Genomic DNA, 26,995 nt, shown 5'->3' on the forward strand with positions numbered 1-26,995 from the left:
ACACTGCCTGCCCCTCGAACAACAACGAGTCGGGTGCTGATGGCCTGACTCCGCGGTATGCCGCCGTAAAGTCCGTTAGGCTCGGGAGCCATGACGACGGGGCACTCACCTTCTTCCGCGGACTACGACGCGACGACGGCACTCAGCAGGTTCGCCTCGCCGCAGGACCTTGAGCGGATCGCCGCCACCCGTCCCGACCTGCACTCGATCCTGGCGACCAACCCGTCGATCCCGCCCCAGGTCCGCGCGATGCTGGAGCGGTCCGACGACGTCGTCGTCCAGGAGGTGCTGGCGCGCCAGGCCGGGCGGGGCGCGCCCCAGTCCGCCGGGGTCGCGCCGCCCGCGCAGCCGGGACAGCCGCAGGCCCCCGGCCAGATCGCCCCGATGGCGCCGACGATGGCGGTGGGGCCCCAATCGCAGCAGGCGGCCTCCGCCGGCTCCGGCTACGGGCAGACATCCCAAGGCTATGGCAGCGTCCAGCCGACGACGCCCGGGGCGGTACCGCAGGGGGCCTCGACCCAGGGGGCCGCGCCTCAGGGGTACGGATATGGGGCGGTCGCCCAGCCCCAGCAGAGCCCGCTCCTGCAGGACCCGTCTCAGGTGGCGCAGCCCATCGCCCTGCCGCCACCCTCCCGGCACTACTCGGCTCCGTCGATGCAGTCGGCCGCCCAGCACGTGGATCAGCAGCCCGCGATGCCGCCCGGGGTACGGATCGGCGTGCTGCCGGGGCAGGCACAGGGCCAGAGTCAGGGCCAGTTCGCCGCACCAGCGTATGGCGCACCGATGTACGCGCCACCGGCCCAGCCTCGGAGGAGGCGGGGCCTCACGGTGCTCGCGATTGTTCTGCCGATTGCCCTGCTCCTGACCGGAGGCGGCGTGACCGCCTGGTACTTCCTGTGGCGGAGCGACGTCTCCTCGTCCTCTCCGTTCGTGACCCCATCGGAGGCCTGGGTCAACGGCGCGGACAAGGCATGGAGCGTCGATGTCGCAGCCAACAAGGAGCCCTACGTGGCCGGCCATCATTTCCTCACGCTCGACAGGTCCGACGGCACTCTGACCGGCTACACCGCGTTGGGAAACAATATGAAGGAGGCATGGCAGACCACCCTCGACGACGAGGACCTGAGCTCCCCCTATGGCCCCGCCCCCAGTTTTCAGAGCTGGGGTGACAACACACTCGTCTACAAGTCCACGCTCATCGACCTTCAGTCCGGCGACACCTCGTCAGCCCCCTGGGGCGATGAGAAGTCGGCGATCATCGCCGACGACATCGCCATCTCCTGCAAGGCGAGTGACAAGTGCACCGCCTGGGACTCCCAGAAGCAGCAGAAGTGGACGCGTGAGATCCCTGGGGCGGGAGAGATGTCCTCCTCCACCTTCTATAACAACCAATCCATCCTCACCAGGGGAAACCAGCGCTACACCTGGCTGTACAACGTCATCATCAACATCGACAGCGGGGAGACGCTCATTCTGGGCGGAGACTCCAAGGCCGACCCCGACCTCATGAGCATCTCCTTCAAGGACGGCTGGGGGACCTTCGAGAAGGACGAGGATTCCGACTCGGATTCGGACTCGTCACTGAAAACTCAGTACGAGGCAACGATGTACGACTTCAAGGGCAAGAAGCAGAGCAGCTACACTGTGACCTTCGCAGCGGGAGAGAGGGTTGTCCTGAGCGAGGAGGAACTCCTTACCGCCGAGGAGTACCGCACCTATTTCAAGGACCAGGACTACAGCGAGGCCAAGCTGACAGCAACAGCTGACAAAAAAGGATGCATCACCAAGCTCAGCCCGAAGAAGGGCAAGTCCATCAGCGTCCCTCAACCCAAGGACAGCGGCGGTTCCTCCTATGACTCGGACTCTCCCACGTGCGCGTCCGGTGCGACGGATTCTCGGAACGGCGGCGTCGTCAAGCTGACCACGTGGAACCGCGGGGACGTCAACTCGATACAGATGCTCATGAACGTCAAGACCGGCCGGGAGATCGCCTTCAGCGGGATCGATTGGAAGAGCGGGGACTCGCTCATCATCGCGACACCCGACCTCGTCATCGGCTACGACAAGGACGACGGGAAGGTCATCGGCTTCAAGCCCGAATCCTGAGGCAACATGGCCGGGCGCATTCCCGGCCGAACGGGGACATCTCACGCGTACGGGTACGGTCGGTTCTGGTAGTGCATCCACCACCAGAACCCGCCAGTTGGTGACGTTAGTGGTGCAGCTCAAGCAGCTGCTCCAGAATGGACACCACCGCACCGGGGCGCGAGGGGACGCGGACCGTCCGCCTCCTCGCCCTGACCTCTTCCAGGCCGTCCCCGACGATGACACCGATGTCTGCCGCGCGGATCATCGCCACCTCGTTGGCGTCGTTGCCTACCGCGACCCACGTGGAGACGGGCCGGTGGCGAAGGCCCGGCGTCTGCCCCATGACGGCCGTCCTTCCTGAGGTATCCGCCCATCCCGAGGCGGCCAGCTCCTCCTCGCCGGTCGGCAGCCTCATGCAGACGCTCTTGTCCACCCCTGCCGCGCAGACGTCGACCACGCCGTCCTCATGCGGGTAAGCGACGACGCCGTCGAGGCGCAGTCCCAGCAAGTCCTGGAGAGTGTCCGCGGGCTCTGGGCCGCCCGTCTCCTGCGCGCCAGCAGCCCTCGTACCCGACGCTCCCTGTAGCGGATCGGCAATCCTCTGCCTGATGATGTCCTGCCCCGCACGGCCCTGGTACCTCCTGCTGACGACCGTCACCTTGAGCACGTCCTCAGTCGGCACCTGCGCCGGGTCGGTGTACCACTTGCCATCCGGGTAGTCCCGCATGTGCTCCAGGCCGTCCCAGAGGCCCGGTGCCGTCTCGGAGTCTTGGCCGCCCCTTCGCCGGGTCTCCTTCTCTGCCGCTGCCCCTGGAGACGCAGCGACATCTGAGACCGCTGCAGACACCGCCCGTGACGACGGCTCTGCGAGAGGATCATGCCCTGCCAGTGCGGTGAAAGAGTGGCCCTGGTCCACGTAGAGGGGCATGCCCGCGCGGAAGGCGGCGTCCACGACGGCGCGAACGTGATCCGCACTCATGGGGTAGCGCCTCTCCTTGTCTCCTAGGCACAAGAGAGCCCCGTTGAGGCAGACCGATCCTTCCAGGCAGGTCACGGCGTCCCCCAGTACCTCGACCATTCCTCGGGGCGCACGCGAGGTCGCCACGATGACCGAAATGTCCTCACATCCCGCGGCCCGCCTGAGAAAGGGGGCCAGCCGTGGATCGGCGACTCCGCCGAAGACGACGGTCCCGTCCAGGTCTGTCACCACGCCCACCGGGCCGCTCAGCATTGACCACGCATCCTTGCAATATCAGGAATCACCCTGCTCTGAAAGGTGGACCCATCACCTGGCGAGCAGGTCACGGGGACCCACTCTACGGCCTCGATCTCAGAGCGAGGGACCGGGTCGCCCACAATATCGCACATGTAGACGAATAGGGTGATCATCCTGCTCCGGTCGAAGATGGAGACGTCATCGTAGGCACCAAAGTAGGTGGCCGACACCAACGAGACCCCGAGCTCCTCATCAAGCTCACGGCCGAGGCAGGCGACATGCGACTCCCCCCTCTCCAGCTTGCCTCCAGGAGAAATGAGGTCGGTCGTACCACGCTTGCGGACAAGCAACACGCTATTCCCGCGGAGAACGACCGCAGCACACTTGACAATTGGCGAACTCTCCCCCATGTCACGCTTATCACGTCGCACCCGCTCCCTCCCTCCTTGAGCGGCGAATGTAGTGCATATTGAGGCCGATGATCGCCCCGATGACCACCGACCCACCTACGAGTGAGGCCGCCCCGGGATTCTCACGGAAGAACAGCCACACCCACACCGGGCCCAGCACCGTCTCCGCCAACACGAAGATCGCCACATGGTGCACGGGCAGGAACTTCGGCCCAACCGATAAGCAGACCAGACCGACCGGCATGACCACGAAGCCCTCGGCTACCAGAGGCAGCCACGAGGATGACTCGTCAGGAGCCTCGACCCCATGCAGAAGGGCGGCAGCGGCGATTGCGCACAGCGCCCCGCCGACGGCAGTGGTGAGGAAGGGGCTGGAGCGGCGTCTGGAGGAGCATACGAAACCACCGCTCATCGACACGGCAGCCAGCAGGGCCAGCAGTTCCCCCCGACCTGCGGCGCTGGACAGCTGTGAAGCGAAGATGACCGTCATACCGGCCAGCGACGCCAGGATCGCCAGGACCGTCGGCCGGTCGATGCTGGCCCGGAGAAACACTCGTCCCAGAACTGCCGACCATACCGGCATGGTCGCCATGATAAAAAGCGTGTTAGCGACGGAAGTGCTCTCGATGGAGTACACGAACGCCACCGATGCCATCCCGAACATCAGTCCGTTACCCCAAGCAGCCCACTCGTTGTCCCAGCGTTGCTTTACTCCAGCAACGTGGCAGACTCCTGCCGCCAGCACCATGGCAGCGCATATCAGCACGCCGCGCCACAACGACAACACCCCGGCCGGCTGATCTACAGCACGGATGAGGGCTGCATCGAAGGACATGAGCAGGACCCCGCCGAGCACCACCACCGCGCCCTGAGCGTATCGGTTATCTAGTATTTCCGGCATCTGATCAGTCCTTCCAGGTCGCGGCAGAAGGCCTCGGTAGCATCGACCCAGGAGTCATCCTTGCACCCCAGGCTCGAGTACGAGTAGCGAATGATTCCCTGACGCCTGAAATACTTGGCGCTGGGTGGAAGCTCTCGTGCCATCACGTCCGCGCCGGCCCCTCTTCTGGACATCCTGACCGCCGCCATGGGGAGCATAGGCGCCAACGACACACCCTCAAATACGAAGAGCCACTTGTCTCACAATTATTGATTTCGCTTCAATGTGACTATTTCCTTCGTGAAGAAGCTTGCAACGCAACGAATAGCACATATCGCCGTTGAAGTACGATTCAGACACCTCACCCTCAGGAGTGAACTTTTTAGCTTAGTTGACGAGGATGTGGCCATTAAACCAAGCCACGTATCGTTTAGTCGACCTCTTTCGACACTCTGGATATTCGACAAGTCCACAGATGTCCGGGATTTTCAGAGCCAAAGCTAACGCAGCACGGTAATGACCCGAGTCAAGACAGCGACGCACTTCAGAAATAATGTCATCCATAATGATCCCCATATCTTCAATGCAGTGCTGGCAACACATAGAATGATTGGCAAACTTTGCCTTTCAGACCCAATCACTTGAGCTGTGCCTTGAGGGTAGCACTGCGACGGCGGGAGACTCAAGACCCAAATTTGAGCCTCAAAAACCATCAGTCTAAAATTAATGAAGCTTTCACGTTAAACTCCATTATTCCGAACGAACTTATTTTGCGTTAATTTCAGTTGAACTAATCCCATTAAACTTCACGTCGATTACTCATTATTTTTCAATCACCCTTGTACCAGGCGACGGCGATTTGGACGCGGTCGCGCAGGTGGAGCTTGGCCAGGATGCGACTGACGTTGCGGCGCACGGAGGCGGGCTGCAGCACGAGCCGCTCGGCAATCTCCTCGTTCGACATCCCCTCCGCGATGAGCCGGGCCACGTCGAACTCCCTGGGCGTGAGTGCCCCGAACCTCTCCCGCAGCTCCTCGCGCTGCGCACCGGACAGCGCCCGCGGAACCCCTCGCGCGATGAGCTCCTTGGTGACGCGCGGCGTAAGCACCGCATCACCCTGCGCCACCGCCCGCACCGCCTGAGCCAGCTGCGCCGCGCGCACGTCCTTGAGCAGAAACCCCGACGCCCCCACCTCCAACGCCCCGAAGGCGTAGTCGTCCTCGTCGTAGGTGGTCAGCACCAGCACCTTCACCGTCGGGAACCGCCGCGCCATCGCCCGGGTCGCGCTGATCCCGTCCATGCCCGGCATGCGCACATCCATGAGCACGACGTCGGGCAGCCCCGACGACCGGTTCAGCTGCTCCAGGACCTCCAGCGCCTCCTGCCCGTCACCGGCCTCACCCACCACGCGCAGGTCCGGAGCCTTGCGGATCATGAGCGCCAGCCCCAGGCGCGCGTAGCGCTGGTCGTCCACGATCATGACCGACGTCGGCCTCAACCCCTCCGATTCCACGCCCATGCCTCAGCCCTCACCGCGAGTTCTCGGCACCGTCGCCGTCACCAGCCAGCCGCCGTCGGACTCGGGCCCCCAGTCCAGCGATCCTCCCGCCACCTCGATCCGGTCCCGCAGCCGCGGCAGGCCGGTCCCCTCCGCAGACCCACCACGGCAGCCGTCGTCTTCCCCGCCACTGTCACCCGAGGCGCCGTCGTTGCGAACCGTCACCGTCACCGCCGACTCGCCGTGGTCCCAGGACACCTGCACCTGCGACAGCACCGGGGCGTGCCGTACCGCGTTGGTGAGCGCCTCCCGGGTGAGCGCGAAGCACAGGTCGGCCTGGGCTTCGTCGTCGGCCCGCTGCCCGGTCTCGGTGAAGACGACCGTGACGCCCAGCGACCGGACCCTGCCGACGACGCTCCTGATCTCATCCCAGGACCGGCACCCGGCGCCGTCCCGGTTCGGTGAGTCCCCGCCGTCGGCCAAGGCCCTGACCGCCCGGCGCGTCTGCTCCAGGCACTCCCGGGCCACCTCGTTGATGCCACCGAGCGCCTCATCGACCTCCGGGTCGGCGCTGCCGGCCAACCCCTCGGACAGAGCGATGATCGTGGTCAGGCCGTGCCCCACGGAGTCGTGCAGCTCCGCGGCGATACCGGCCCGGCTCACCGCGCGGTCGCGCTCGGCCCGAAGCACCCGGAAGCGCTCCCGCTCGGCTTTGGCGTCGGCTTGCGCCGCCCGCCAGTTCGCGACGCTGCGCGCAAGCATCGCCGCGATGGCCGTCATCAGGACGGCGACCACCTGGCTGAGCCACTCCTCCATCAGGATCCCGGGCGGGGCCACCAGGACGGCGCTGGCCGTCGCCATGAGACAGGCCGCACCGATGACCGCGAGGTGCTGCCACAGCGGGAGCCGGCTCACCGCGCTCCCCAGCGCCACCAGCACCGGGACGAGGAAGAAGTTGTTGAGCCCCAGTGCCGAGGCCGCCACGTACACGGCGCACTCGGTCAGGAAGACCGCCAGCGGGTGCCTGCGCCGCGCAGTCAGGAGCGCCGTCGACCCAATGGCCGCCAGGATGAGAACCGTGAATCCGATTCTGGTCGGGGCGATCCCCCCAACCAGGCCGCCGTCGCCGACGCGGCCGGTCAGCACCGCGCTGCCGATCATGCCGCCCTGGTAGGTGGCGCACAGGATGAGAAGCAGCGTGGACAGGATGCCGGGGCCGGCCTGCGCAGGCGCCGGCTGGCGCACCCACTCCCCCAGCGTCCGCCAGGTGTTCCTCAGCCTCATCGCCGACGACGAGCCGCGCTCTTCACCGGACACCAGCGTCCCTCCCTCCCCGTTGCGTCCGTACCCTACGCCCCGAGATCTGAACCCCGGCCGCAGTCAGCAGGCCGCAAGGCACAGTCGCGGCAAACACCGAATAACACGAGACAATTTCCGACGCCTCAGAGTGTCAGCTCCTGACGGCAAGCAGTAACGAAGGCATTCAGTTCCTCTTTCTCGAGGCGGGTGAGCAGGTCGTTGACAGACCATCGAGGCCCTTTACGACCAGTCCGGGATACCACTGTTGTGAACACGTTCCGAACCGCCTCGGGATACAGCCCCAGCACATCGAGAAGAAACTCGTCTGGAGATTGGGTGAACAACTCACCAGGAAGAGCGGCATCGTCGAAGTCCTTGAGGTTGAACGTGACGATGACGTCCGCGCGTCCCATGAGAGCCGCTGCGACGACGTGCCGGTCGCCAGGATCCGGAAGTCTGGGGACCGAGGGTAGAAGAGTCTCCCAACCCTGCACCTGGGCATCTGGCAGCGCCAGGTTCATCCGCCGCCGAAGTCGTTTGACGTAGCCACGGGACTCCTCCTCATCCCTATCGCGCAAGGCGTGCAGCCGAAGTACTGTTCTCTCAACCTCCTCCTCAATCTTCTCGCTCCACAAAGGCCTATAGACCTTCCGTACAGCAATCTCAAGAAGAACGTCTCGCAGTGTGCTGGGGACCAGCACACAGGCATCAAGTACTGCGGAAAACGCCATCGGTCAGTCCTGGGAGCGGAGATCCTTGAGGACTTGGCGAGCCTCGACGGGGTCATCGTCGTAGGCGCCCATCGCCTGAGCGTCGGCCACCATGTCCGACAGGGCCTCATTCGCCGCCCGACGCTGACGCTCACGGAATTCCAGCACGTCAGTGAGGAACAAGCGACGATGCCGTCTGACCTTCTCAAACGGGATCTCGCCGGCCTCCAACATCCTGACCAGCGTCGGCCGCGAGATGCCCAGCATGTCAGCCGCCTCCTGGGTCGTCAGACGTTGATCCTGCGGCGCCACCGTCACGGCCAATCCTCGACGCATCGCATCCACGACCTGAAGAAGGGCCTCAGCCACCGCGGGAGGGAGGTCAATCGTCTCACCATTGACGGTCAGCCGGGGCGTCGCACCGGAGGATGCCTCCAGTTCCGTCACTATCTCGGCAAAATGCCCGGCGACATCCTCCTCAGGAAGGTAGGTCTTGCTCTCAATCGTCACGGTCATGGCACACTCCAACACTGCTGTTCGTTCACTGTTTTCGAGTTGATCGTTTTGAGCGATTTGAGTGTAAACCTCAGCAGGCGTCGACACAAGGCGAGGGCTGTCGCTTCTGCCAGACTCCTCGAACCCCAGGCAACCAACGGTACGACCCGATCACAACCTCACTCGGCCGCCAGGACGGTGCCGATCGGGGTCCGGGTGGCGCCCCGGATCGGAGCAAGCAGCACCATAGCCAGGGCCAGAAAGGACAGGAGCGCCACCAGCAGCACCGGCCCGACGCCGGGGCGCACCACCAGCGGCAGCCCGGCCCTGGCGTAGAAAACAGCCTCGCCGACCGCCGTCACCGCCAGCGGCACGATCGAGATCAGCAGCGCCGTCCCCACGTACAGGCCCGCCTCGATGACCACCTGCCGGCGCACGCCGCGCACCGTGCTCCCGGCGCAGCGCAATACCGCGAGCTCACGCTGCCGGGACCGGGAGGACATGCCGACAACGGCCACGGCCCCCAGCAGCGCCATCGCCCCGAGGATCGCCGCCAGCACCAGCGAGTCCACCTGGTTGATCGCCACGCTCAGGTGCGCCGCCTCCACCACCGCCTGCCCCGTGGCAAGACTGGTCGTGAGCGCCGCAGTGAAGGAGATCGCCAGGGCCAGCAGGCCGATGGCACTCGCCGCCGAGGCACTGCGCCACAGCGCCGAACGGCGCGCAATGAGCCACGGCCCACCCAGCCGCGCCAACGGCGCCGACCACATCCGCAGCAGCCCCGGGATGAGCGCGGGTGCGAGCAGCACCACGAGGACCGCGAGCAGGAGGGACGCCAGGGTCGCCTGGCCCCCGCCGGTCGGCCACCCCTCCACCATCCGGCCGGGCCGGACCAGGACGGCCGCCACCAGCTGGCCGGCGCACGCCAGCCCCCACAGCCCCGCCGCGACCCACCGGAGCACACCCATGCGGCGTCGCCCACCCGGGGCCGCGTCGCGAACCGCCTCCACGGCAGGCGTCCGCACCGCGGCGCGTGCCGGGCCCACTGCCCCCAGGACCGCGACGGCGACCACGACCACCACGGTGAGCAGCAGCGTCGTCGGCGTCTGGGCGACCTCGATCCGCCCCATGCGCGCGGCCGCCAGGCGGGTGAGTACCGAGGCGAAGGGCTGGGCCGCCACCATCCCCAGCAGGATCCCGGGCACGCAGGCCACCAGCCCCAGCACCGCCACGGTGGCGAGGACGGCGACGAGGACCTGCCGGGGCAGGGCGCCGGCGAGCCGCCACAGGGCCCAGCTCGTGCGCAGTGCCTGCACGCAGGACTGCCCGACGACAGCCACCACCGGGACCGTCACCATCGCGGTGTAGAAGGCGACCGAGACACCCGGAACCGTGAGCTCGGCCGGGTCCACTCCCGCCGCCCACGCCGCAGCGACGACGTCGGGCCGGGTGACGGTCATGCGGTGCACCAGGCAGACGTTGACGAGCCCCGCGGCGAGGGCCAGCACCGCCACCGTCCCCGACCAGGCCCGCCACTGGGCAGCCAGGGCGCGCAGGGTGTAGCGGGTCATGCCGCAGCTCCCGTCTGGTTGACGGCGGCCAGCAGCTCGTCGGGGGTGGCACCACAGCGGCGGTCGACAATGCGGCCATCGCGCATGATGAGCACGGTCTCCGCCAGGGCAGCGGCCCCCAGGTCGTGCGTCACGAGGACGACGGCGGCCCCATCGTCGGCCAGGCGCCGCAGCTCGGCCAGGACGAAGGCGGCCGAGCGGGTGTCCAGGGCCCCGGTGGGCTCATCGGCGAAGACGACTGGTGGACGGCGGTAGAGGACTCGGCCCAGGGCGACGCGCTGCTGCTCGCCGCCCGAGAGCGTCGTCGTGGGCGCATCGGCGCGCGCCTCCAGCCCCAGCCCGGCCAGGACTTCCCGCACCCTCGCCGAATCGGGGCGCCGGCCGGACAGAGTGTCACCGATCGTGATGTTCTCCCGTACCGTCAGGTAGGGCACGAGGTTGTAGGCCTGGAAGACGAAGCCCACCCGATCGCGGTAGAGCTCGGCCACCCGCGCCGCCGGGAGCCCGCCGAGGTCGTGCCCGAGGATCCTGACCCGGCCCGACGTCGCCGCCTCCAACCCGGCCAGGCACAGCAGCGCCGTCGACTTGCCCGAGCCGCTGGGGCCGACCAGCGCCGTCATCCGCCCCAGCATCATCGCGCAGGAGACGCCATGCAGGATCTCGATCGGTTCCCCACCGGGGGTCGGGAAGGACTTGCGCAGATCGCGCGCCTCGACAGCCGGCCCGACGGCGCTCATGCCGGCAGCGCCGCCCGCCCTGTCCGCACCGTCCCCGCCCCGAACCACCATGGATCTGACCGTCCTCTCATCCGTGAATCCGCTGGCACCATTGGACACCGTCGGGCGCCCGCGGTTTCAACCTAGGCGGCCGCGCCGGCTCCCGGACCCGCAGACCGCGAACTGTCCACAGATGATGACAACGCCGGGCCCGCTGACAACGCGGCCGGCCGCACACATCGAGGACGTGCCTTCGCACCCAGGACGTGCCCTTCCCGCACACGACGACAGTCAGACCCCAGTGATCTGTCGGAAGACGCAGTCCTCGTGGGACACGTACGTCCCCCGCCACGAGCAGCACCCCCAGCCATCATCAAAGACCTACAAATATTACTGTTTCGTTAGTCTATTTAACATAAGAGAACTCTCATGCTCACTTGTGGTCCCTCTAGGGATGGCTCGTGACAGTTGAGACATGAACACCTCACGCCGAATCCTCGCCCTGGCTCTGCTCATGCTCGTCCCGGTGGCGCTGGCGTTGGCCGCCGAGTTCATGGCCGTCGTCCCCGGCCCGCCCGCGCAGCCCAGCCCGGTCCACCTCTCCTCCGCCGGAGAGGGGAGCTGACTCCCCGCCCGGCTGCGCATCGTCGCCTGGACACTGTTCGTCGTCGCCCTGGGTCTGACCAGCATGATCGTCTCCGTGCGTTCCACTCTCATGGCGGACATCTCCCGCTCCGCCAACACCGACGTCGCCCACGAGGTCAAGGAGCTCCAGAACTTCGCGGCCACCGGCGTCGACCCGCGGACCTCCCAGCCCTTCACCTCCACCACCCGCCTCATGGAGGTCTACCGGGACAGCCAGCAGCTCACCGACCGGGAAGCCACCATCATCTACAACCACGCCACAGGCCAGGCCACCCAGGCCTCCGGCGCCTCCGCCCCGACCCTGAACCTGACCAGCACGGATCCCCTGTTCGTGAAACTGCTGCAGTCGCCGTCGGGCGCCACCGACTACGGCAGCGGAGAGGTCCGCTGGGCCCGGGTCGAGCTCGAGCCCAACGACCCTTCCCAGCACCTATCCGTCATCACCATGAGCTTCACCGCCTCGCGCGTGGACCAGATCAACGCCACGATCTGGCTCATGGTCGGCATCAGCGCGGCCGTCCTGGTCCTCACCGGCGTCGTCGGGCTGCTCGTGGCCCGCCAGATCCTCAGGCCCCTGCGCGACCTGCGCACCGCGGCCGCCTCCGTCTCCACCCAGGACCTCAACCGGCGCCTGCCCGTCAAGGGCCGTGATGACATCGCCGGCCTGACCGAGGAGTTCAACGACATGCTAGACCGCCTCCAGGAGGCCTTCGACGGCCAGACCCAGTTCGTCCTGCGCGCTCACCAGGAGATCTCCGGTCCCCTGGCCGTCTTGGACGCGCGCCTGGCCAGCCAGCCGGCCACCCGTACCGTCCTCCAGCAACGCGCTCAGATCGCCGAGCTGCAACGGATCCTCGACGACCTCCAGTCCCTCACCCAGGCCGAACGGCGCGACTTCGCCCACCTCACTCCCGACGTCGAGGTCACCGAGCTGGCCCGCACCCTGCTCGACGACGTCGAGGCCATGGCCCCGGGCCGCTGGAAGCTCGATCTGAGGGTCCGGGGCACGGCCACGCTCGACGTCGAGCGCGTGCGTCAGGCCACCGGCCACCTCGCCCGCAACGGGCTGCAGCACGGCGACGGCCCCCTGACCCTCACCATCGCCCCCGGCACCGACGGCTACGGCCGCAGCGGGCTGGAGATCTCCGTGACCGACGAGGGTCCGGGACTGGCCGACGACGACGTCGACTGGCTCTTCGAGCGCTTCACGCAGGGCGAGACCGGTGGTAGGCCGCGCGGCGCCGGGCTGGGCCTGGCCATCGTACGGGCCATCGCCGACGCCCACGACGGCACCGTGTTCGCCATCTCCGCCTCCGGCCAGGGGGCCACCGTCGGCCTGCGCATCCCGGCCGACAGTTCCTGGAACCTCTCCTCGGACCCCGATCCCGCCGTCGTCTCCTCCCCGGCCACCGTCCCCTCCTCACGCACCTCGGCGGACACGGCGCCCCGAGTGACCACCGGTGAGCCGGCGGTTGCCCACGACGACCGCGCGCATGACGCCTCGGGAGAGGAGGCCGGCTCATGACCACCGCGACTGACACCGCCAACTCCTTCGAGACCGACACACCCACCGTGCGCGAGACCCTGCCGCTCTCCCTGGCGAGGCGCGGCGAGCCCGCTCCGGCCCGGCGTCTGCCGTGGCGTCGCATCCTGTCCGCCGTCCTCGCCGCGGGCCTGTGCGCGGCGGTCGGGGTGGCCTCCTGGCGGGCGGGCGGCGCCGAGGGGAGCCTGTCGGTCACCGGCGCGCTCACCCTGATCATCTTCATCACCGCGGTGTGGGCCTGGGCCTTCACCAACGTCGACGACACCTACATCTCCCTGGGCGCCGCCACCGCCCTGGTCCTCACCGGCGGCCTGAGCCCGGACGAGATGTTCGCGAGCCTCGGGGACGACACGATCTGGCTGCTGGTGGCGGCCTTCGTCATCGCCGTCGGGGTGAGCGCCTCGGGCCTCACCGGACGCCTGGCGGCCTGGCTGGTGACCGGCACCGACCACCCACGCGTCCTGGTCCACCTGGTGACGGCCGCGATCGTCGCCACGGTCTTCGCAGCCCCCTCCACCTCGGGGCGGGCGGCTCTGCTGCTACCGGTCTACACGTCCCTGGCCAGCGCGCTGCGCACCGGGGCGGACAAGGACCCCGCTCTGGCAGCCTCACGCAAGCGGCTCATCCACGCCCTGTCGCTCATCTTCCCCACCGTCATCCTGCTGTCCGCGGTCGGTTCCTTCCTGGGGGCGGGCGCCCACCTGGTGACCTCCCACATCGTGGCCTCGGCCGGTGGGCAGGAGTTCTCCTTCGCCGGCTGGCTCCTGCTGGGCCTGCCCCTGGCGGCCCTGTCCAGCCACCTGTCCACCGAGCTCATCGTGTGGCTGTTCACCCGCAAGGAGGACATGCGCCGTCGGGTGCGCGTCGACATCGCCGACCTCGCAGCGGCCTGCCCGACCCCGCTCACCGGTCCCCTGACCCAGGCCGAGAACCGGGCCGCCCTGCTCGTCGGCACGGTGGTGGTGCTGTGGTGCACCGAGTCCCTGCACGGCGTCGACCCAGCCATCGTGGCCCTCCTGGGCGTGCTGGTGACCTCGCTGCCCGGCTACGGCTCGGTAGCGCTGCGCAAGGCGCTGGCCAAGGCCCCCTGGTCGCTGCTGGTCTTCATGGCGGCCACCCTCGCCATGGGAGACGCGCTGGTGTCCACCGGCGCCGCGGAGTGGGTGGCGACCTCGGCCTTCGATGCCCTGCGGATCGACTCGCCCTGGCCCTTCATGCTCGTGGTGGTGGGGCTCTCGACCGCCTCCCACCTGGTCATCCAGTCGCGCTCGGCCCGCTCGGCGGTGCTCATCCCGATCATCGTGGCCTTGGCGCCGGCGGTGGGCGTGAACCCGGCCGCGGCCGCCTTCGCCTCGACGGCGGCCGCCGGCTTCTGCCACACGCTGCCGTCCTCGGCCAAGCCGGTGGCCATGTTCTCCGACATCGACGGCACGGAGACCTTCTCCCCCGAGGACCTGCGACGCCTGTCGCTGCTTCTGGGGCCCCTCATGGTGGTCCTGGTCATGGCCTGCAGCGCCTGGCTGTGGCCGCTGCTGGGCCTGCACTGGTGAGACCGGCCGGCCCAGCGGCGTCGGACGGTCTCACTGCGGAACGCCATTGCCTCGTACCTCTCTGTTTCCCAACCACCCCCGCCATCTCCTGACACATCATGACAACCCAGTACTTCCGGAGGAAGATCATGCCTACGACCGTACCCACCCGCATTCTCGTCGCCCCCTCGGGCTTCAAGGAGAGCCTCTCCCCCGAAGGGGTGTGCCAGGCGGTGGCCGCCGGGGTGCGCCGCCTCCTGCCCGGCGCCGTCGTCGTCGAGCTGCCCCTGGTCGACGGCGGAGAGGGCTCGGCGGCCACGATGGCCCGGGCCACCGGCGGCGACCTCGTCACCACCCGCGTCACCGGTCCCGTCGGCGAGCCGGTCGACTCCTACCTGGCCCGGCTGGGCGGCTCGGCCCAGGGGACCTGGTTGGTGGAGATGGCCGCGGCGGCCGGCCTGCGCCTGGTGCCCGCCGGCATGCGAGACCCCGGCGCCACGACGACGACCGGCGTCGGCGAGCTCATCTCGGTGGCGCTCGACGGCGGGGCCCAGCGCATCATCATCGGCTGCGGCGACTCGGGGACCTGCGACGGCGGGGCGGGGGCGCTCGTCGCCCTGGGCGCCCGGCTCCTGGACGCCGATGGCCACGAGGTCGACCCGATCGGCTCGAACCTGATCCGGGTCCAGCGGATCGAGACCTCCGACATGGACCCCCGCCTGCGCGGCGTCGAGGTCCTCGTGGCCGGCAACATGCACAATCTCCTCACCGGCGAGCACGGGGTGGCCCGTGTCTTCGGGCCGCAGAAGGGGGCGAGCCCCGAGCAGGTGGAGGCTCTCGAGAAGGGGCTGGTCCACTGGGCCGGTCTCCTGGCCGAGGCCTTCCCCTCCCAGGCCGCCCACCGTAACCTGCTCACCGGCCCGGGCACCGGAGCCTCGGGCGGACTGGGCGCTGGGCTCGCCGCTGGGCTGGGGGCCAGGCTGCGCTCACGCTTCGATGTGCTCATGGATGCCGACCTGTGCGGGGTCGACCTCGACGCCCAGATCGCCCGAGCGGACCTGGTCATCACCGCCGAGGGCGCCGTCGACTTCCAGACGCCCCGTGGCAAGATCCCCGCCGAGGTGGGGCGCCGGGCCAAGCTGGCGGGCAAGCCTGTTATCGCGCTGGCCGGCTCGATCGGCCACGGCTCCGAGGCGGTCCACGCCGCCGGGATCGACGCCGTCATGGGCATCATCCCGGTCCCCATGGACCTGCCCGAGGCAGTCTCCCGCGCCGAGGAGCTCGTCACCGACGCCACCGAGCGGGCGCTGCGCCTCATCCTCCTGGGCGCCGCCATCGCCGCCTGAACCGACACGGGCGGGGACACTCTGCGCGGCCGGGTGCATCCTCGAACGGGCGGGGGCCGGCCGCGGCCGGCCTCACGACCAACCGCAGCCGGCCCCCGCGACCAGCCCGCAGCCCCTGACGTCAGAACGCCGGGATGACGGCCTCGTCGGGCCAGGTCGTGGTGATGTACTGGCGCAGCTTTTCGTCGTTGAGGAGCTTGGCGAGCTTCTTGAGGTGCTCGTTGTCCTTGTCGTCCTTGCGCACGACGAGCTGGTTGGGGTACTCGGAGTCCTTGCCGCCCTTCTCCAGGAAGAGGGAGTCGTTCTTCGGGCTGAGCCCGGCCTCGATGGCGTAGTTGCCGTTGATGACCGCGGCCTCGGCGTCCGGCATCGACTTGTAGACCTGGGCGCCGTCGACGGTGGTGAACTTGAGGTTCTTCGGGTTGGAGGTCACGTCGGTGTCAGTGGGCAGCTCGGCGGACTTGTCCAGCTCGATGAGCCCGGCCACGGCCAGGAGCTTGAGGCCGCGCGCCGTGTTGGCCGGGTCGTTGTTGAGGACGATCGTGCCGCCGTCCTGGATCTCCTTGACGTCCTTGTAGCCCTTGGAGGTGTAGATGCCCATGGGCTCGATGTGGACGTCGGCGATGGAGACGAAGTCGTAGCCCTTCTCCTTGTTCTGCTGCTCCAGGAAGTTGGGGGTCTGGTAGAAATTGGCGGCCAGCGACCCGTCGTCCAGGGAGGAGTTGGGGGTCTGGTAGTCGTTGATCTCCTTGATGTCCAGCTTGATGCCGGAGCCCTCGGTGAGGTTGTCCTGGACCCACTGGAGGATCTCGACGTGGGGCTTGGGGGTGGCGCCGATGGTGATCGTGGCGGTGCCGCCGTCGACCTTGATGCCCTGGACGTCGCCGTTCTTGCCGGACTTGGAGCCGCAGGCGGCCAGGGTGAGGGCGGCGGCGGTGGCCAGGCCGCCGGCGATGACGGTGCGGCGGGAGATGGAGGAGGACATAGTGGTTCCTTTCGCAGGGCCGGGTGGCCCCAATGTCGGGGAGGGGAGGTCTGACGGTGCTGGGGCCGACGACGCAGCCGACCGGCTCTGGACGGCTCAGCGCGCTTACCCGGCTGGTGATCGCCTCAGCGGTGGTTCACCAGCCGGCTGAGCATGTCGCCGATGAGCTGGATGATGCCCACGATGATGACGATGACCACCACGGTGATGACCATGACGTCCACCATGTTGCGCTGGTAGCCGTACTGGATGGCGAGGTCGCCCACGCCGCCGCCGCCGACGGCACCGGCCATGGCGGAGTAGCCCAGGAGGGTGATGATGGTGACGGTCGCCGACTGGATGAGGATCGGCAGGGCCTCTCGCACGAGGACGCCCCAGGTGATCTGCTGTCCGGAGGCGCCCATCATGAGGGCGGCCTCGACCTTGCCGTGGTCGACGTCGTTGATGGCCGTCTCCACCAGGCGCGCGTAGAAGGGGATCGCGCCGATCGTCAGCGGCACGCAGGCCGCCTGCCAGCCCAGTGAGGTGCCCACGAGCATCCGCGTGATCGGGATGAGGGCCACCATGAGGATGATGAAGGGCATGGAGCGGCCGATGTTGACGATCTGGGAGAGCACCCAGTACAGCGCCGGGTTGCGGAACTGACCGCGCTTGCCGGTGGAGACCAGGGCGAGCCCGAGCAGAAGACCGAAGAGGATCGTCAGGGCCCCGGAGACGAAGGTCATCGACAGGGTCTCGATGAGGGCGTCACCGAGCTTGCGCTGGATGACCGGGTTATCGAACCAGGTGCGGTTGCTCGAGCGGGCCGCGGCCTCAGTCAGCGGGAGGAGCATCGAGTTCATGAGCGGACCTCCGCAGCAATACCGGCCTGACGCAGGGTGCTCACGGCCTGTTCGGTGTCGGACCCGGGGACGGTGACGGCCAGACGCCCGATCTGGGCGTCCCCGATGGTCTCGAAGACACCGGCGGCGATGTCGCCGCCGAGCTCGGCCACCATGGACATGAGGGCGACCGCGGCGGGCTGGCCCGGGTGGGCGGTGATGGAGACGTCGATGACGCTCTCCCCGTGGGCGACCGCGGCCTCGGGCACCTTCGGGAAGGGTACGATCTCGCGCGAGAGCCGGGAGTCGACGTCGAGCACGACGTCCTCCAGGCGGCCGCTCTGGACGATTCTGCCGGCCTCGAGCAGGCTGACGGAATCGCAGACCTGGCGGACCACGCTCATCTCGTGGGTGATGATGATGACGGTCAGGCCCAGGGTGTCGCGCACGCTCTTGATGAGGTCAAGGATGGAGCGGGTCGTCTCCGGGTCCAGGGCGGAGGTGGGCTCGTCGCACAGGAGGACGGCCGGGTCGTCGGCGAGCGCGCGGGCGATGCCGACGCGCTGCTTCTGTCCGCCGGAGAGCTGGGAGGGGTAGGAGGCGCCGCGGTCGGCCAGGCCCACCAGGCTGAGCATGCGCTCCACGATCGGGCGGCGCTGCCCGCCCGGGACGCCCGCGAGCGCCAGCGGGTAGGCGATGTTCTGTGCGGTGGTGCGCTGGTCCAGAAGGTTGGCGTGCTGGAAGACCATGCCGATGCGGCGTCGGGCCTCGCGCAGCTGCCCGGCGGACAGGGTGGTCATGTCCTGGCCGTCGACGCTCACGTGGCCGCTGGTGGGGCGCTCCAGGGAGGTCAGGCAGCGCACGAGCGTGGACTTGCCGGCGCCGGAGGTGCCGACGATGCCGTGGATGGAGCCGGGGGCGACGTCGAGGCTGAGGCCGTCCAGGGCCCGCACCTCCCGGCCGCTGCGCAGACGGTAGACCTTGTGGACGTCGCGCAGGGAGATCATGGGCTCGGCGGAGGAGTCCGCCTCAGAGTCTCGCGAATCGGCGCCCCGAGGGTCGGCGCTCACGCCCTCCTGGTGGCCAACGCCCTGCGGGCCCGAGGGGTCATTCCCCTCGCGCCGGTCAGAACCGGCAGCCGACTGATCTGATGTCGTCACGTATTCCTCCATCGTTCCTGGCGGAAGCACCCGCACCATGAAGGGGGTTGCTGCAATGTCGTCGAGCCAGGTCTCTCGGTTGCTCTGGATGGCCACAAATAACTTACGCAGCGTCTCCTCGGCAATGCAAGCGAGGCGGGCCCCAAGGGACCTAGGTCACGCTGACGCCGAGCCCGCGGCAGACCGAATCACGGGCCGGCGCCCTCGCCGCCGGGCGGGCCTTCTCGATCGGGCCTTCGTCGACGCCTGGGCAACGTTCTGAGTATTCCCAGGTCTCGTATCGGCGACGCTACTCGCACCGCACAGGGCGGCATGTTTGGATCTGCTCATGAGTGCGACCTCAGATCAGACCTCCCCCGAGCCGACCCCGACCGGACCCGCCACGGGGGACGATTCGACGTCGCCCGCACCCGCGCCCTCGCCGCCTGCGAAGATCCCCGCCGGCCTCGGGCCCGTGCCCCCGCCTCCGGCTCCGGCCGACGCCGCGAAGCCAGCAGCCCCGGCAGGTCCGACCCGCACCACCGCCCCAGGCGCCGCCCCCAGGACAGCCGGGACGGCAGACGCCCCCGATAGCGCGATCACGCCCGACATCCTGGGCGAGCCGTGGCTGGCGCGCCGTATCCCAGTGACCGAGTCGCCCACGAAGGCACCCGGCGCGGACCACGCCGTGCTCGTCTACCAGCGCGAGGCGGCCGGCCGGGCCAGCCGGCCGCGCCACTCGCGCGCGGTCCTCTACCTCCACGGGCGCAGCGACTACTTCTTCCAGTCCCACCTGGCGCAGGCCTACCTCGACGCCGGCTACGAGTTCTACGCGCTGGACCTGCGGTCCTGCGGGCGCGCCGGCGTCGGGCACGCCTCCCCGCACGACGTGCGCGACCTGCGCGTCCACGACGAGGAGATCTCCGAGGCGCTGCGCATCATCCGCTCCGAGCACGGGCACGACGTCGTCGTCCTCAACGGGCACTCGACCGGCGGGCTGCAGGCGGCCATCTGGGCGGCCGACCACCCCGGGACCGTGGACGCGGTCGTGCTCAACTCCCCGTGGCTGGACCTGCGCGGCTCGGCGCTCGTGCGCTCCTACGGGTCGGCCCTGGTGGACCTCATCTCGCGCTGGGACCCCGAGCGTGTCATCAGCGAGCCCGGCAGCGGCGCGGAGGACAACTACGGGGCGGCCCTGCACCGGCGCTGGCGCGGAGAGTGGGACTGGGACCTGGCGCTCAAGCCGGCGCCGTCCTTCCCTGTGCGAGCCGGGTTCCTGGCGGGGATCCGCCGTCTGCAGCGGGAGGTCCACCACGGGCTGGGCATCCGCGTACCGATCCTCGTGTGCTGCTCAACGGTCAGCAACGGCGCGAAGGCGAGCCTGGAGGAGGCCCAGCGCTCCGACGTGGTCCTCGACGTGGAGCAGATCATCGACCGCTCCCAGTACCTGGGCGACGACGTCACTGTCCGCCAGATCCCCGAGGGCGTCCACGACCTGGCCCTGTCCGGGCCGCTGGCGCGCGCCGAGTACCTTCAGGCCGTCATGCACTGGCTGGACAACCGCCTGCACTGAGCTCAGCCGAGGAGCGCGGTGAGCTCATCGCTGACCCGTTCAACGACCTCGAGGGTGTCGACGAAGTCGGCCATGGTGCCGTACCAGGGGTCAGGGACGTTGAGGACGCTGCGGGAGGCCCGACCCGCGGCAACGGCCTCGGCCTGCTGGGCGGCGGCGGGGTCGAGCTCGCGGTACATGCGGATCCTGGAGGGCTCCGTCCCCAGGCCGGCGGCGCGGCGCTGAAGGACGTTCCAGTGGGAGTCGGTCATGGCCAGCAGGAGGTCGGCCTCGGCGATCTCGGCGTCGGTGATGCGGTGGGCGGTGTGGGAGGTGATGGCGATGTCCGTGGCGCGCGAGACATCGTCGGCGCCGGTGCCGTAGCCGGCCTCGGCCAGGACGCGGCGGGCCCGGGAGTCGATGGGGTTGCCGCGCTCCTCGTCGGAGACACCGGCGGAGGTGACGACCACGCCGTCGGGCTCGCGCATGCGAATCCCCGCGGCGGCGAGGCGGTCGCCCAGGACGATCTCGGCCATGGCGGAGCGGCAGATGTTGCCGGTGCACACCATGATGACGCGGTAGGTCCCGGAGCCGCGGCGTCGAGGCAATGAGGCAGGCGCCGGGACGACCGGACGGGAGACGGAGGCGGAAGCGGTCACAGCGGCGGTTGTCTCGGCGCTGGCGTCAGAGGTGGTCACGACCCCGAGCCTTGCGCACGGCCCGGGTGCCTGTCCACCGGCCGGGGTCGCGTTCGATGGGGACGTGCCACGCGTACGGGGACCTTTCCTTGCGGCTGGGGACATCCCACGCGCAGGGGTGCAGGAGTTCCGCCCCTGACGGCGTCGAATGCCCCCGCCCGGAGCTACACGCACCCGGCCGCACGGAATGCCCCCGTCGGCAACGCGGGCAGGCCTAGAGCGCGCGACCGTCGAGGACGTCGGCCACCCAGGAGCGGGCCACGACGAAGTCCTTGTCGCTGGTGCCGGCCAGCACCGCCGTCGGTCGGGCGTCCAGCCGCGGGTAGGAGCCCAGGAACCGCACCACCGGGCAGGTGCGGTGCAGCCCGATGAGGGCGGCCTGAACCCGCTCCTCGCGCACGTGCCCCTCGACGTCGATGGAGAAGCGGTAGCGGCCCAGGGAGTCGCCCACGGGCCGGGACTCGATGCGCGAGAGGTTGACGCCGCGGGCACTGAACTGCTCGAGCATGTCCAGCAGCGCGCCGGAGCGGTCGTGCGGCAGCTGGACGAGGAGGGTGGTCTTGTCGGCGCCGGTCGGCTCGCCCACGCGGCCGGGCCGGGTCACCTTGACGAAGCGGGTCACGGCGTCGGGATTGTCCGCGACGCCCCCGGCGATGACCTCCAGCCCGTACTCCTTGGCGGCAAGCGGGTTGCACAGGACGGCCTGGAAGCCGGTATCCTCGTCGGAGGCGGCCAGCGCGCGGGCGGGTGCCGAGGTGGAGGTTCCGGCCACGTAGACGGCGCCTGGCAGGTTGTGGTGGACCCAGCCGCGGCACTGCGCCCAGGCGTGCGGGTGGGTGGAGATGGCGTGCACGTCCTCCAGGCGGGTGCCGGGGCGGCCGGCCAGGACGAAGGCGATCGGCACGGCCATCTCGGCGGCGATGACCAGGGGCGTGGAGGCCACGAGGTTGTCGAGCGTGGCGTTGACGCCGCCCTCGACGGAGTTCTCGATGGGCACGACGGCGGCCTCCACCGTGCGCTCGCGCAGGTGGTCCAGGGCCGTGGGGACGTCCGGGCAGGGGTCGAGCTCGACGTTGACGGGGGCGACCTGGCGCAGCGCCATCTCGGTGAAGGTACCGGCCGGTCCCAGGAAGGACCAGAGCGGGGCGGGAGCAGTCATGGGCACAGGGTAGCCAGGTCCGGGCCGGTCGGCCGGAACCGGACTGCTCCGCGGGACGACGTGGGACGCGGCGGCAGCCTCGGCCGGGCATGGAGCCTCCGCGGCCCTCCCGCCGCCGCCGCGGGCCTGGCAGGCTGGGGCCATGAGCGTTTTCCGCAAGCACGACGACGGCCCGGTCTCCACCGCCCTGGAGGCCCAGGGCCTGACCTGGCTCGCCGAGGCGATGGTCGACGGCGGCGCGCACGTGGTGCCGGTGACCAGCGGCCCGGGCTGGCTGGAGGAGCCGCGACTGACGACGACCAGCGTGACGCCGGCTGGGGCGGAGGCCTTCGGCCGAGCACTGGCCGTCACCCACGCGGCGGGTGCCCCTGCCTTCGGGGCCGCGCCTCCCGGATGGGACGGCCGGGCGCAGATGGGCCGCTCGGACATCCGGCTGCGACCGCACGCAGCCGAGGAGGGCGAGCCGCGCCGCTGGGGCGAGTTCTACGCCGAGGACCGGATCCTGCCCTACCTGCGACCCAGTCGGGACAACGGCTCGATCAGCGTTGGCGGGGCCCGCATCGTGGAGCGGCTGTGCGAGCGTCTGCGCGACGGCGACTTCGACACCGACCAGCCGGCCCTGGTACGCGCCGGTGCCCGCGAGCGCGGCGCTCGGGTCGCGGTGGCCCGCACGCACGGGGACCTGTGGTGCGGCAACGTCCTGTGGACCCCGGCCGACGAGGCGGCGCAGTGGGCGCCGCCTCGCGCTGGGCTCGGGCCGCAGGCGTCGGCGTCCGGGGGAGCTCCTGCGGATCCCGGACAGCGGGCGGACCAGTCGGCAGGCCCGCCCACGGTGGTCGGCGTGCTCATCGACCCCATGGCGCAGGGCGCGCACGCCGAGACCGATCTGGCAGCCCTGGGGGTGTTCGGGCAGCGCTACCTGGACCGGATCTACACGGCCTACCACGAGGTCTCACCGCTGGCGGCGGGCTGGCGCGAACGGGTGGGCCTCCACTCATGGCACATCATCATGATTCACGCCTTCCTCTTCGGCGGGGGTTATGGCGGTGAGGCGGTCGCCGTAGCCCGCCAGTACCTGTGAGCCGATGCCGGCCAGGACATCGCGCCCATTTTGTCCGCCTGGGACGACTTTGGAACCGGCTACGAGAAAAGCCGTCCGCGTTTGTGCTGGTCAGGGTAATTTGCCTGCGCGTCGACCACCGGAGACGACGTCAAAGTCGTCCCCTGTGGACACTTTTCGGGCGACGAGGCCCCGTAGGCTGGTCGGGTGAGACCTCGACGACGCCAACAACGCCTGGTGCGCGCGGTCGTGTACGTCCTCGTGCTGCTGGTGGTCATCGGCATGATCCTGACGATGGTGGGCTCGGCGCTCGCCGCCGCGGTCCCGACGGCGTCGGTATCCGACACCGCCTCGTCCTCGCGGCCGGCGCCGGTCGTCGTCCTGGGGACGAGCAATCTCACCTGGGCGGACCTGCGGTCCCAGGTCTCCGGCACTGCCACCGGCATCAGTGATGTCAGCGCAGCCGCCACCCACCTGTTGACCCTCGCCTCCGAGGGCGAGCCGATCAACCTCTCGGTGCGCACCCCTGCGGACCGCACCTGCCCGGCCGACGGCTGGCTCACCCTGGGCCGGGGCGCCCGAGCGAGCGCCGTCGAGCCGACCGATTCCTGCGCCGGCCCCGGCGCCGCCATCGCTGACAGCAGCGCCTCTCCCCTGGTTCGGGCACTCGGGCATGATGTCTCGATCCAGGCCGTCGGCCCCGGGGCACGGCTCGCCACCGGAGCACCGGGGAGCTCGCCGAACACGTCCGTCTCCCTGGCGCCCTCCCTGCCCGAGGCCCTGTCCACCGGCTCCGACCTCACCATCGTCGACACGGCCGAGGGCTCCACCACCGACGCCGACCGGGTCGCCGCGCTGGACAAGGCCCTGCGCACGGTTCAGGAGCGGGCTCGCCCGGGCACCCGCATCGTCATCGCCTCCCTGGCGGACGACGAGGACCCCGGCCCCCAGATGGCGGTCCTCCCGGCAGGTACGACGAGCACCCGTGGCACCTCCGACGGGCTCGTCATCGGAACCTCGACGCACCGCCCCGGCCTGGCCCAGCTGACCGACCTCGCTCCCACCCTCACGCTCGCCCTGGCCGGCCGCAGCGACCCGGCCTTCGACGGTCAGGCCCTGGAGATACCCGCCGGCGGTAGCACGCCCAGCACCACCACCGCAGCACCCAACGACTCCCGCATCGCCCGGCTGGCCGATGACGCCCTGCACGCCCGCGCCTCACAGGCCACCGTCATCCCGGCCAGCGCCCTGCTTGTCGGGGCGGCCGTGGTGCTCCTGGTCTGGGCGGCCGTCGTTCTGCGCGATCCGGGAGCGGGCCGGCGTTCGGCGGTTCGCCGTCGGGTCGCCGGGGCGGCCACCCTCCTGAGTGCGCTGCCGACGGCGCTGCTGCTGGTCAATGCCGTCCCGTGGTGGCGCGTGGGGGCCCGAGCCGGCTCCCCCTCGCTGTGGACGCCGGCCGCAGCTCTGACCGCGGCCGTCGTGGTCGCGGCCTGTGTCGTCGGCCTGGCCGTCGGTATCGCGACGCAGGTGCGGCGACGCAAGCAGCTCCGCTCCGTCACCTCGCCGATTCCTTCGCCCTCAGCACGCGAGGCCGCGGCAGCCGCTGAGGCAGCCGGATCAGCCGATGCCCTCCCCGCCCGGGGGGTCGCCGCGGCAGAGCCGCAGCAGGACGAGGCTGACAACCCCAAGCCCTCCTCGTCGTCGCCTCCGCCCTCCAGCGGGGTGAGCCTGATGAGGCTGCTGGTCGTGGCGGCGATCCCGCTGGCGTGGCTGACGGACGCCGCTGCGGGCGCGCACCTGGCCTTCAACAACCCACTGGGTATGAACGCGGCGGTGGCGGGCCGTTTCTACGGGGTGTCCAATACGGCCTTCGCGCTCGCCGCGGGCGCGCTCGTCGTCGCCATCGCCGGGGTCTGGGAGGCGTTGGGCCGTGGCCGCCGAACCGCGCTGCTTATGACGAGCATGCTGGGCGGGGCGGCGCTGATCGTCGACGGAGCCCCCCAGCTGGGTGCGGACGTGGGCGGCGCCCTGACCCTGGTGCCGACGCTGGCCCTCCTCGGAGCGGGCCTGGCGGCCCTGCGTCTGAGCTGGCGGCGATGGCTGGCCATCGGGGCGACGACGCTCCTGGTCGTGGGTGGTTTCGCCGCCGTCGATCTCATCCGGCCGGGTGGGCCCACGCATCTGGGACGCTTCGCCCGTCAGGTGGCGGACGGCTCCGCCGTCGGTGTGCTGGGGCGCAAGGCGTACGCACTGGTCGGCCCGTTCGTGACCCGGCCGGCGGCCGCGGCCGGCCTGGCCTGCGCGCTGGCCCTCCTCGCCGCGGCCCTGTGGTGGCTGCGCCGGCAAGTGCGGTCCTGGCGCGCCGGTACAAGCCCGTATGCCTGGCTCGCCCCCGCCGCCGACGGGGATATGCCACGCGGCCGGGGACGGGATTCCGGTTCCCGGCCGCGTGGCATGTCCCCGTCCGTGCAGTGGGGGGCGGTGGCACTGCGCGCGCTGGGGGTGCTGACGCTCGTGTCCGTCCTGGTCAACGACTCCGGCGTCACGATGGCGGGCTTCATCCTGGCGGCGGCGGCTCCGGCCCTGCTGTCGCTAGCACTGACCGAGAGCGATTCGGCCCCACGGCACATCGACGCCTGACGCGACACCGGGGCGTGGCGCCGCATATCGACAGCGACGGGGTCAGCGAGCTCTCACGGCTCGGCGGCCCAAAGTCCGTCCTGGATGCGCTCCCGGCGCCTCAACCGTCGACGGCCTCCGACGCCGTGGCCTCCAAGCCGTCGACCTCATCGTGAGGCTTGTCGTCGGACTCGACGTCGTCGTCGGCCTTGGGCGCCGGCGGCACGGCGCGGTAGACGAAGAAGTGGTCCTGCTCGGCGGCCGCCTTCTCGAAGCTGTGGCGCGGCACGCGGTGGCGGCGCAGCTTGCGCCGGGTGACGGCCCGCAGGACGTCCTTGTACTGGGAGGCCCGGTGCATCGTGCCGGCCCGGTCATTGCCGGTGACACGGTGAGTGATGTCGCAGGGGACCTCGATGACCGCGAGCCCGGCCACGAGGACGTCGATCGTCAGGCCGACCTCGACCCCCCAGCCGTCAGCCAGGGGCACGGCCTTCTCGTAGGCCTCGCGGCTCAGACATCGTTGGCCGGACAACGGCGCCACGGGAGACCACCCGGTGGCGAGCGAGATGGCCCTCCTGGCCGCGCGCACGACCCGGCCGCGACCGCCGGCCCCGGCCTGCTTGGGGGGCACCGCGATGGACATGTCGGCGACGCCGTCGACGACCGGGGGGACCAGCTCGGCGCAGGAGGCGGCCGAGTCGCCCAGGTCGGCGTCGATGAACAGCAGGAGCCGGGCGGGCCCGTCGACGTAGTCGCGCATCGCGACGACGGAGGCCCCGGTCTCCATAGCGGAGGCCTTCCCGCGTGAGACGGAGTGGCGCACCGTGACAGCACCGGCGGCACGGGCATGGTCCTGGGTTCCGTCGGTCGATCCGTCATCGACGACAATGACGAGGTCCACCCGCGGGATGGAGCGGCAGGCCCGAACAGTGGTGGCGATGCGCTCGGCCTCGTCCTTGGCGGGGATGACCACGGCAACGCGCTGGTCGGGGCGCTTGGTGGGACTCACACCACCA

General features: G+C 69.7%; 23 protein-coding genes. 8 read left to right on the forward strand and 15 right to left on the reverse strand.

Going from position 1 to position 26,995, the window contains the following annotated elements:
• Positions 1 to 90 precede the first annotated feature (90 nt).
• Positions 91 to 2,106: a variant leucine-rich repeat-containing protein gene (locus BQ8008_RS10355; protein WP_108833923.1), complete on the forward strand. Its 2,016-nt coding sequence runs from the start codon at positions 91 to 93 to the stop codon at positions 2,104 to 2,106.
• Between the two features lie 106 nt (positions 2,107 to 2,212).
• On the opposite strand, the gene BQ8008_RS10360 is transcribed toward BQ8008_RS10355, so the two are convergent.
• The 9 genes from BQ8008_RS10360 to BQ8008_RS10405 all read right to left on the reverse strand — a co-directional run bounded on the left by BQ8008_RS10360 (position 2,213) and on the right by BQ8008_RS10405 (position 10,904).
• Entirely contained in the window at positions 2,213 to 3,319 is a 1,107-nt protein-coding gene (locus tag BQ8008_RS10360) for an HAD family hydrolase (RefSeq protein ID WP_108833924.1), read from the reverse strand.
• Positions 3,313 to 3,735 carry an NUDIX hydrolase gene (locus tag BQ8008_RS10365; protein ID WP_108833925.1) on the reverse strand — a complete coding sequence of 141 codons (423 nt, stop codon included), beginning with the start codon at positions 3,733 to 3,735 and terminating at the stop codon, positions 3,313 to 3,315. Before BQ8008_RS10365 ends, BQ8008_RS10360 begins: the two co-directional genes overlap by 7 nt.
• Positions 3,725 to 4,615: a DMT family transporter gene (locus tag BQ8008_RS10370; protein WP_108833926.1), complete on the reverse strand. Its 891-nt coding sequence runs from the start codon at positions 4,613 to 4,615 to the stop codon at positions 3,725 to 3,727. Before BQ8008_RS10370 ends, BQ8008_RS10365 begins: the two co-directional genes overlap by 11 nt.
• Positions 4,616 to 5,423: 808 nt before the next feature.
• Entirely contained in the window at positions 5,424 to 6,113 is a 690-nt protein-coding gene (locus BQ8008_RS10380; protein WP_108833928.1) for a response regulator transcription factor, read from the reverse strand.
• 3 nt (positions 6,114 to 6,116) lie between these two features.
• On the reverse strand, positions 6,117 to 7,409 hold the full coding sequence (locus BQ8008_RS10385) for a sensor histidine kinase (protein WP_234415353.1): 1,293 nt from the start codon (positions 7,407 to 7,409) through the stop codon (positions 6,117 to 6,119).
• A 125-nt stretch (positions 7,410 to 7,534) separates the two neighbouring features.
• The gene (locus BQ8008_RS10390; protein WP_108833930.1) at positions 7,535 to 8,122 is read right to left on the reverse strand and encodes a PIN domain-containing protein; all 588 of its coding nucleotides are present in this window, start codon (positions 8,120 to 8,122) and stop codon (positions 7,535 to 7,537) included.
• 3 nt (positions 8,123 to 8,125) lie between these two features.
• Complete coding sequence (locus BQ8008_RS10395) at positions 8,126 to 8,617, reverse strand: helix-turn-helix domain-containing protein (protein WP_108834903.1); 492 nt, start codon at positions 8,615 to 8,617, stop codon at positions 8,126 to 8,128.
• Between the two features lie 158 nt (positions 8,618 to 8,775).
• Positions 8,776 to 10,167 (reverse strand): FtsX-like permease family protein, encoded by a 1,392-nt coding sequence (locus BQ8008_RS10400; protein ID WP_108833931.1) that lies wholly within the window; start codon positions 10,165 to 10,167, stop codon positions 8,776 to 8,778.
• On the reverse strand, positions 10,164 to 10,904 hold the full coding sequence (locus BQ8008_RS10405) for an ABC transporter ATP-binding protein (RefSeq protein WP_108834905.1): 741 nt from the start codon (positions 10,902 to 10,904) through the stop codon (positions 10,164 to 10,166). Before BQ8008_RS10405 ends, BQ8008_RS10400 begins: the two co-directional genes overlap by 4 nt.
• 454 nt (positions 10,905 to 11,358) lie before the next feature.
• On the opposite strand from BQ8008_RS10405, the gene BQ8008_RS13470 reads away from it, so the two are divergent.
• The 4 genes from BQ8008_RS13470 to BQ8008_RS10420 all read left to right on the forward strand — a co-directional run bounded on the left by BQ8008_RS13470 (position 11,359) and on the right by BQ8008_RS10420 (position 15,946).
• Positions 11,359 to 11,508, forward strand: a complete 150-nt coding sequence (locus tag BQ8008_RS13470; protein WP_199907978.1) for a hypothetical protein — start codon at positions 11,359 to 11,361, stop codon at positions 11,506 to 11,508.
• Between the two features lie 75 nt (positions 11,509 to 11,583).
• Positions 11,584 to 13,053, forward strand: coding sequence for a sensor histidine kinase (locus BQ8008_RS10410; RefSeq protein WP_234415355.1), 1,470 nt, complete (start codon positions 11,584 to 11,586; stop codon positions 13,051 to 13,053).
• Positions 13,050 to 14,621 carry an SLC13 family permease gene (locus BQ8008_RS10415; RefSeq protein ID WP_108833933.1) on the forward strand — a complete coding sequence of 524 codons (1,572 nt, stop codon included), beginning with the start codon at positions 13,050 to 13,052 and terminating at the stop codon, positions 14,619 to 14,621. Before BQ8008_RS10410 ends, BQ8008_RS10415 begins: the two co-directional genes overlap by 4 nt.
• Positions 14,622 to 14,749: 128 nt before the next feature.
• Positions 14,750 to 15,946, forward strand: a complete 1,197-nt coding sequence (locus tag BQ8008_RS10420) for a glycerate kinase family protein (protein WP_108833934.1) — start codon at positions 14,750 to 14,752, stop codon at positions 15,944 to 15,946.
• Positions 15,947 to 16,067: 121 nt separating this feature from the next.
• Here the strand turns inward: BQ8008_RS10420 and BQ8008_RS10425 are convergent, their stop codons facing one another.
• From BQ8008_RS10425 to BQ8008_RS10435, 3 genes are all read right to left on the reverse strand, one after another.
• On the reverse strand, positions 16,068 to 16,931 hold the full coding sequence (locus BQ8008_RS10425; protein ID WP_108833935.1) for a MetQ/NlpA family ABC transporter substrate-binding protein: 864 nt from the start codon (positions 16,929 to 16,931) through the stop codon (positions 16,068 to 16,070).
• A gap of 125 nt (positions 16,932 to 17,056) precedes the next feature.
• Positions 17,057 to 17,773 carry a methionine ABC transporter permease gene (locus tag BQ8008_RS10430; protein ID WP_108833936.1) on the reverse strand — a complete coding sequence of 239 codons (717 nt, stop codon included), beginning with the start codon at positions 17,771 to 17,773 and terminating at the stop codon, positions 17,057 to 17,059.
• Positions 17,770 to 19,008 carry a methionine ABC transporter ATP-binding protein gene (locus tag BQ8008_RS10435; RefSeq protein WP_108833937.1) on the reverse strand — a complete coding sequence of 413 codons (1,239 nt, stop codon included), beginning with the start codon at positions 19,006 to 19,008 and terminating at the stop codon, positions 17,770 to 17,772. Before BQ8008_RS10435 ends, BQ8008_RS10430 begins: the two co-directional genes overlap by 4 nt.
• 232 nt (positions 19,009 to 19,240) lie before the next feature.
• Here BQ8008_RS10435 and BQ8008_RS10440 point away from each other — a divergent pair, with 232 nt between their 5' ends.
• Positions 19,241 to 20,464, forward strand: a complete 1,224-nt coding sequence (locus tag BQ8008_RS10440) for an alpha/beta hydrolase (protein ID WP_234415356.1) — start codon at positions 19,241 to 19,243, stop codon at positions 20,462 to 20,464.
• 2 nt (positions 20,465 to 20,466) lie between these two features.
• Here BQ8008_RS10440 and BQ8008_RS10445 read toward each other — a convergent pair whose 3' ends face one another.
• A complete protein-coding gene (locus BQ8008_RS10445; protein ID WP_199908038.1) occupies positions 20,467 to 21,012 on the reverse strand; it encodes a low molecular weight protein-tyrosine-phosphatase in 546 nt (181 codons plus the stop codon).
• Between the two features lie 343 nt (positions 21,013 to 21,355).
• The gene (pheA, locus tag BQ8008_RS10450; protein ID WP_108833939.1) at positions 21,356 to 22,300 is read right to left on the reverse strand and encodes a prephenate dehydratase; all 945 of its coding nucleotides are present in this window, start codon (positions 22,298 to 22,300) and stop codon (positions 21,356 to 21,358) included.
• A 142-nt stretch (positions 22,301 to 22,442) separates the two neighbouring features.
• On the opposite strand from pheA, the gene BQ8008_RS10455 reads away from it, so the two are divergent.
• The gene (locus tag BQ8008_RS10455) at positions 22,443 to 23,381 is read left to right on the forward strand and encodes a fructosamine kinase family protein (RefSeq protein WP_108833940.1); all 939 of its coding nucleotides are present in this window, start codon (positions 22,443 to 22,445) and stop codon (positions 23,379 to 23,381) included.
• Positions 23,382 to 23,597: 216 nt separating this feature from the next.
• Positions 23,598 to 26,000 (forward strand): hypothetical protein, encoded by a 2,403-nt coding sequence (locus BQ8008_RS10460; protein WP_108833941.1) that lies wholly within the window; start codon positions 23,598 to 23,600, stop codon positions 25,998 to 26,000.
• A gap of 100 nt (positions 26,001 to 26,100) precedes the next feature.
• Here the strand turns inward: BQ8008_RS10460 and BQ8008_RS10465 are convergent, their stop codons facing one another.
• Positions 26,101 to 26,988: a glycosyltransferase family 2 protein gene (locus BQ8008_RS10465; RefSeq protein ID WP_108833942.1), complete on the reverse strand. Its 888-nt coding sequence runs from the start codon at positions 26,986 to 26,988 to the stop codon at positions 26,101 to 26,103.
• Positions 26,989 to 26,995 lie beyond the last annotated feature (7 nt).

Source organism: Actinomyces sp. Marseille-P3109 (genome assembly GCF_900323545.1).
In the GTDB taxonomy this organism is placed as follows: domain Bacteria; phylum Actinomycetota; class Actinomycetes; order Actinomycetales; family Actinomycetaceae; genus Actinomyces.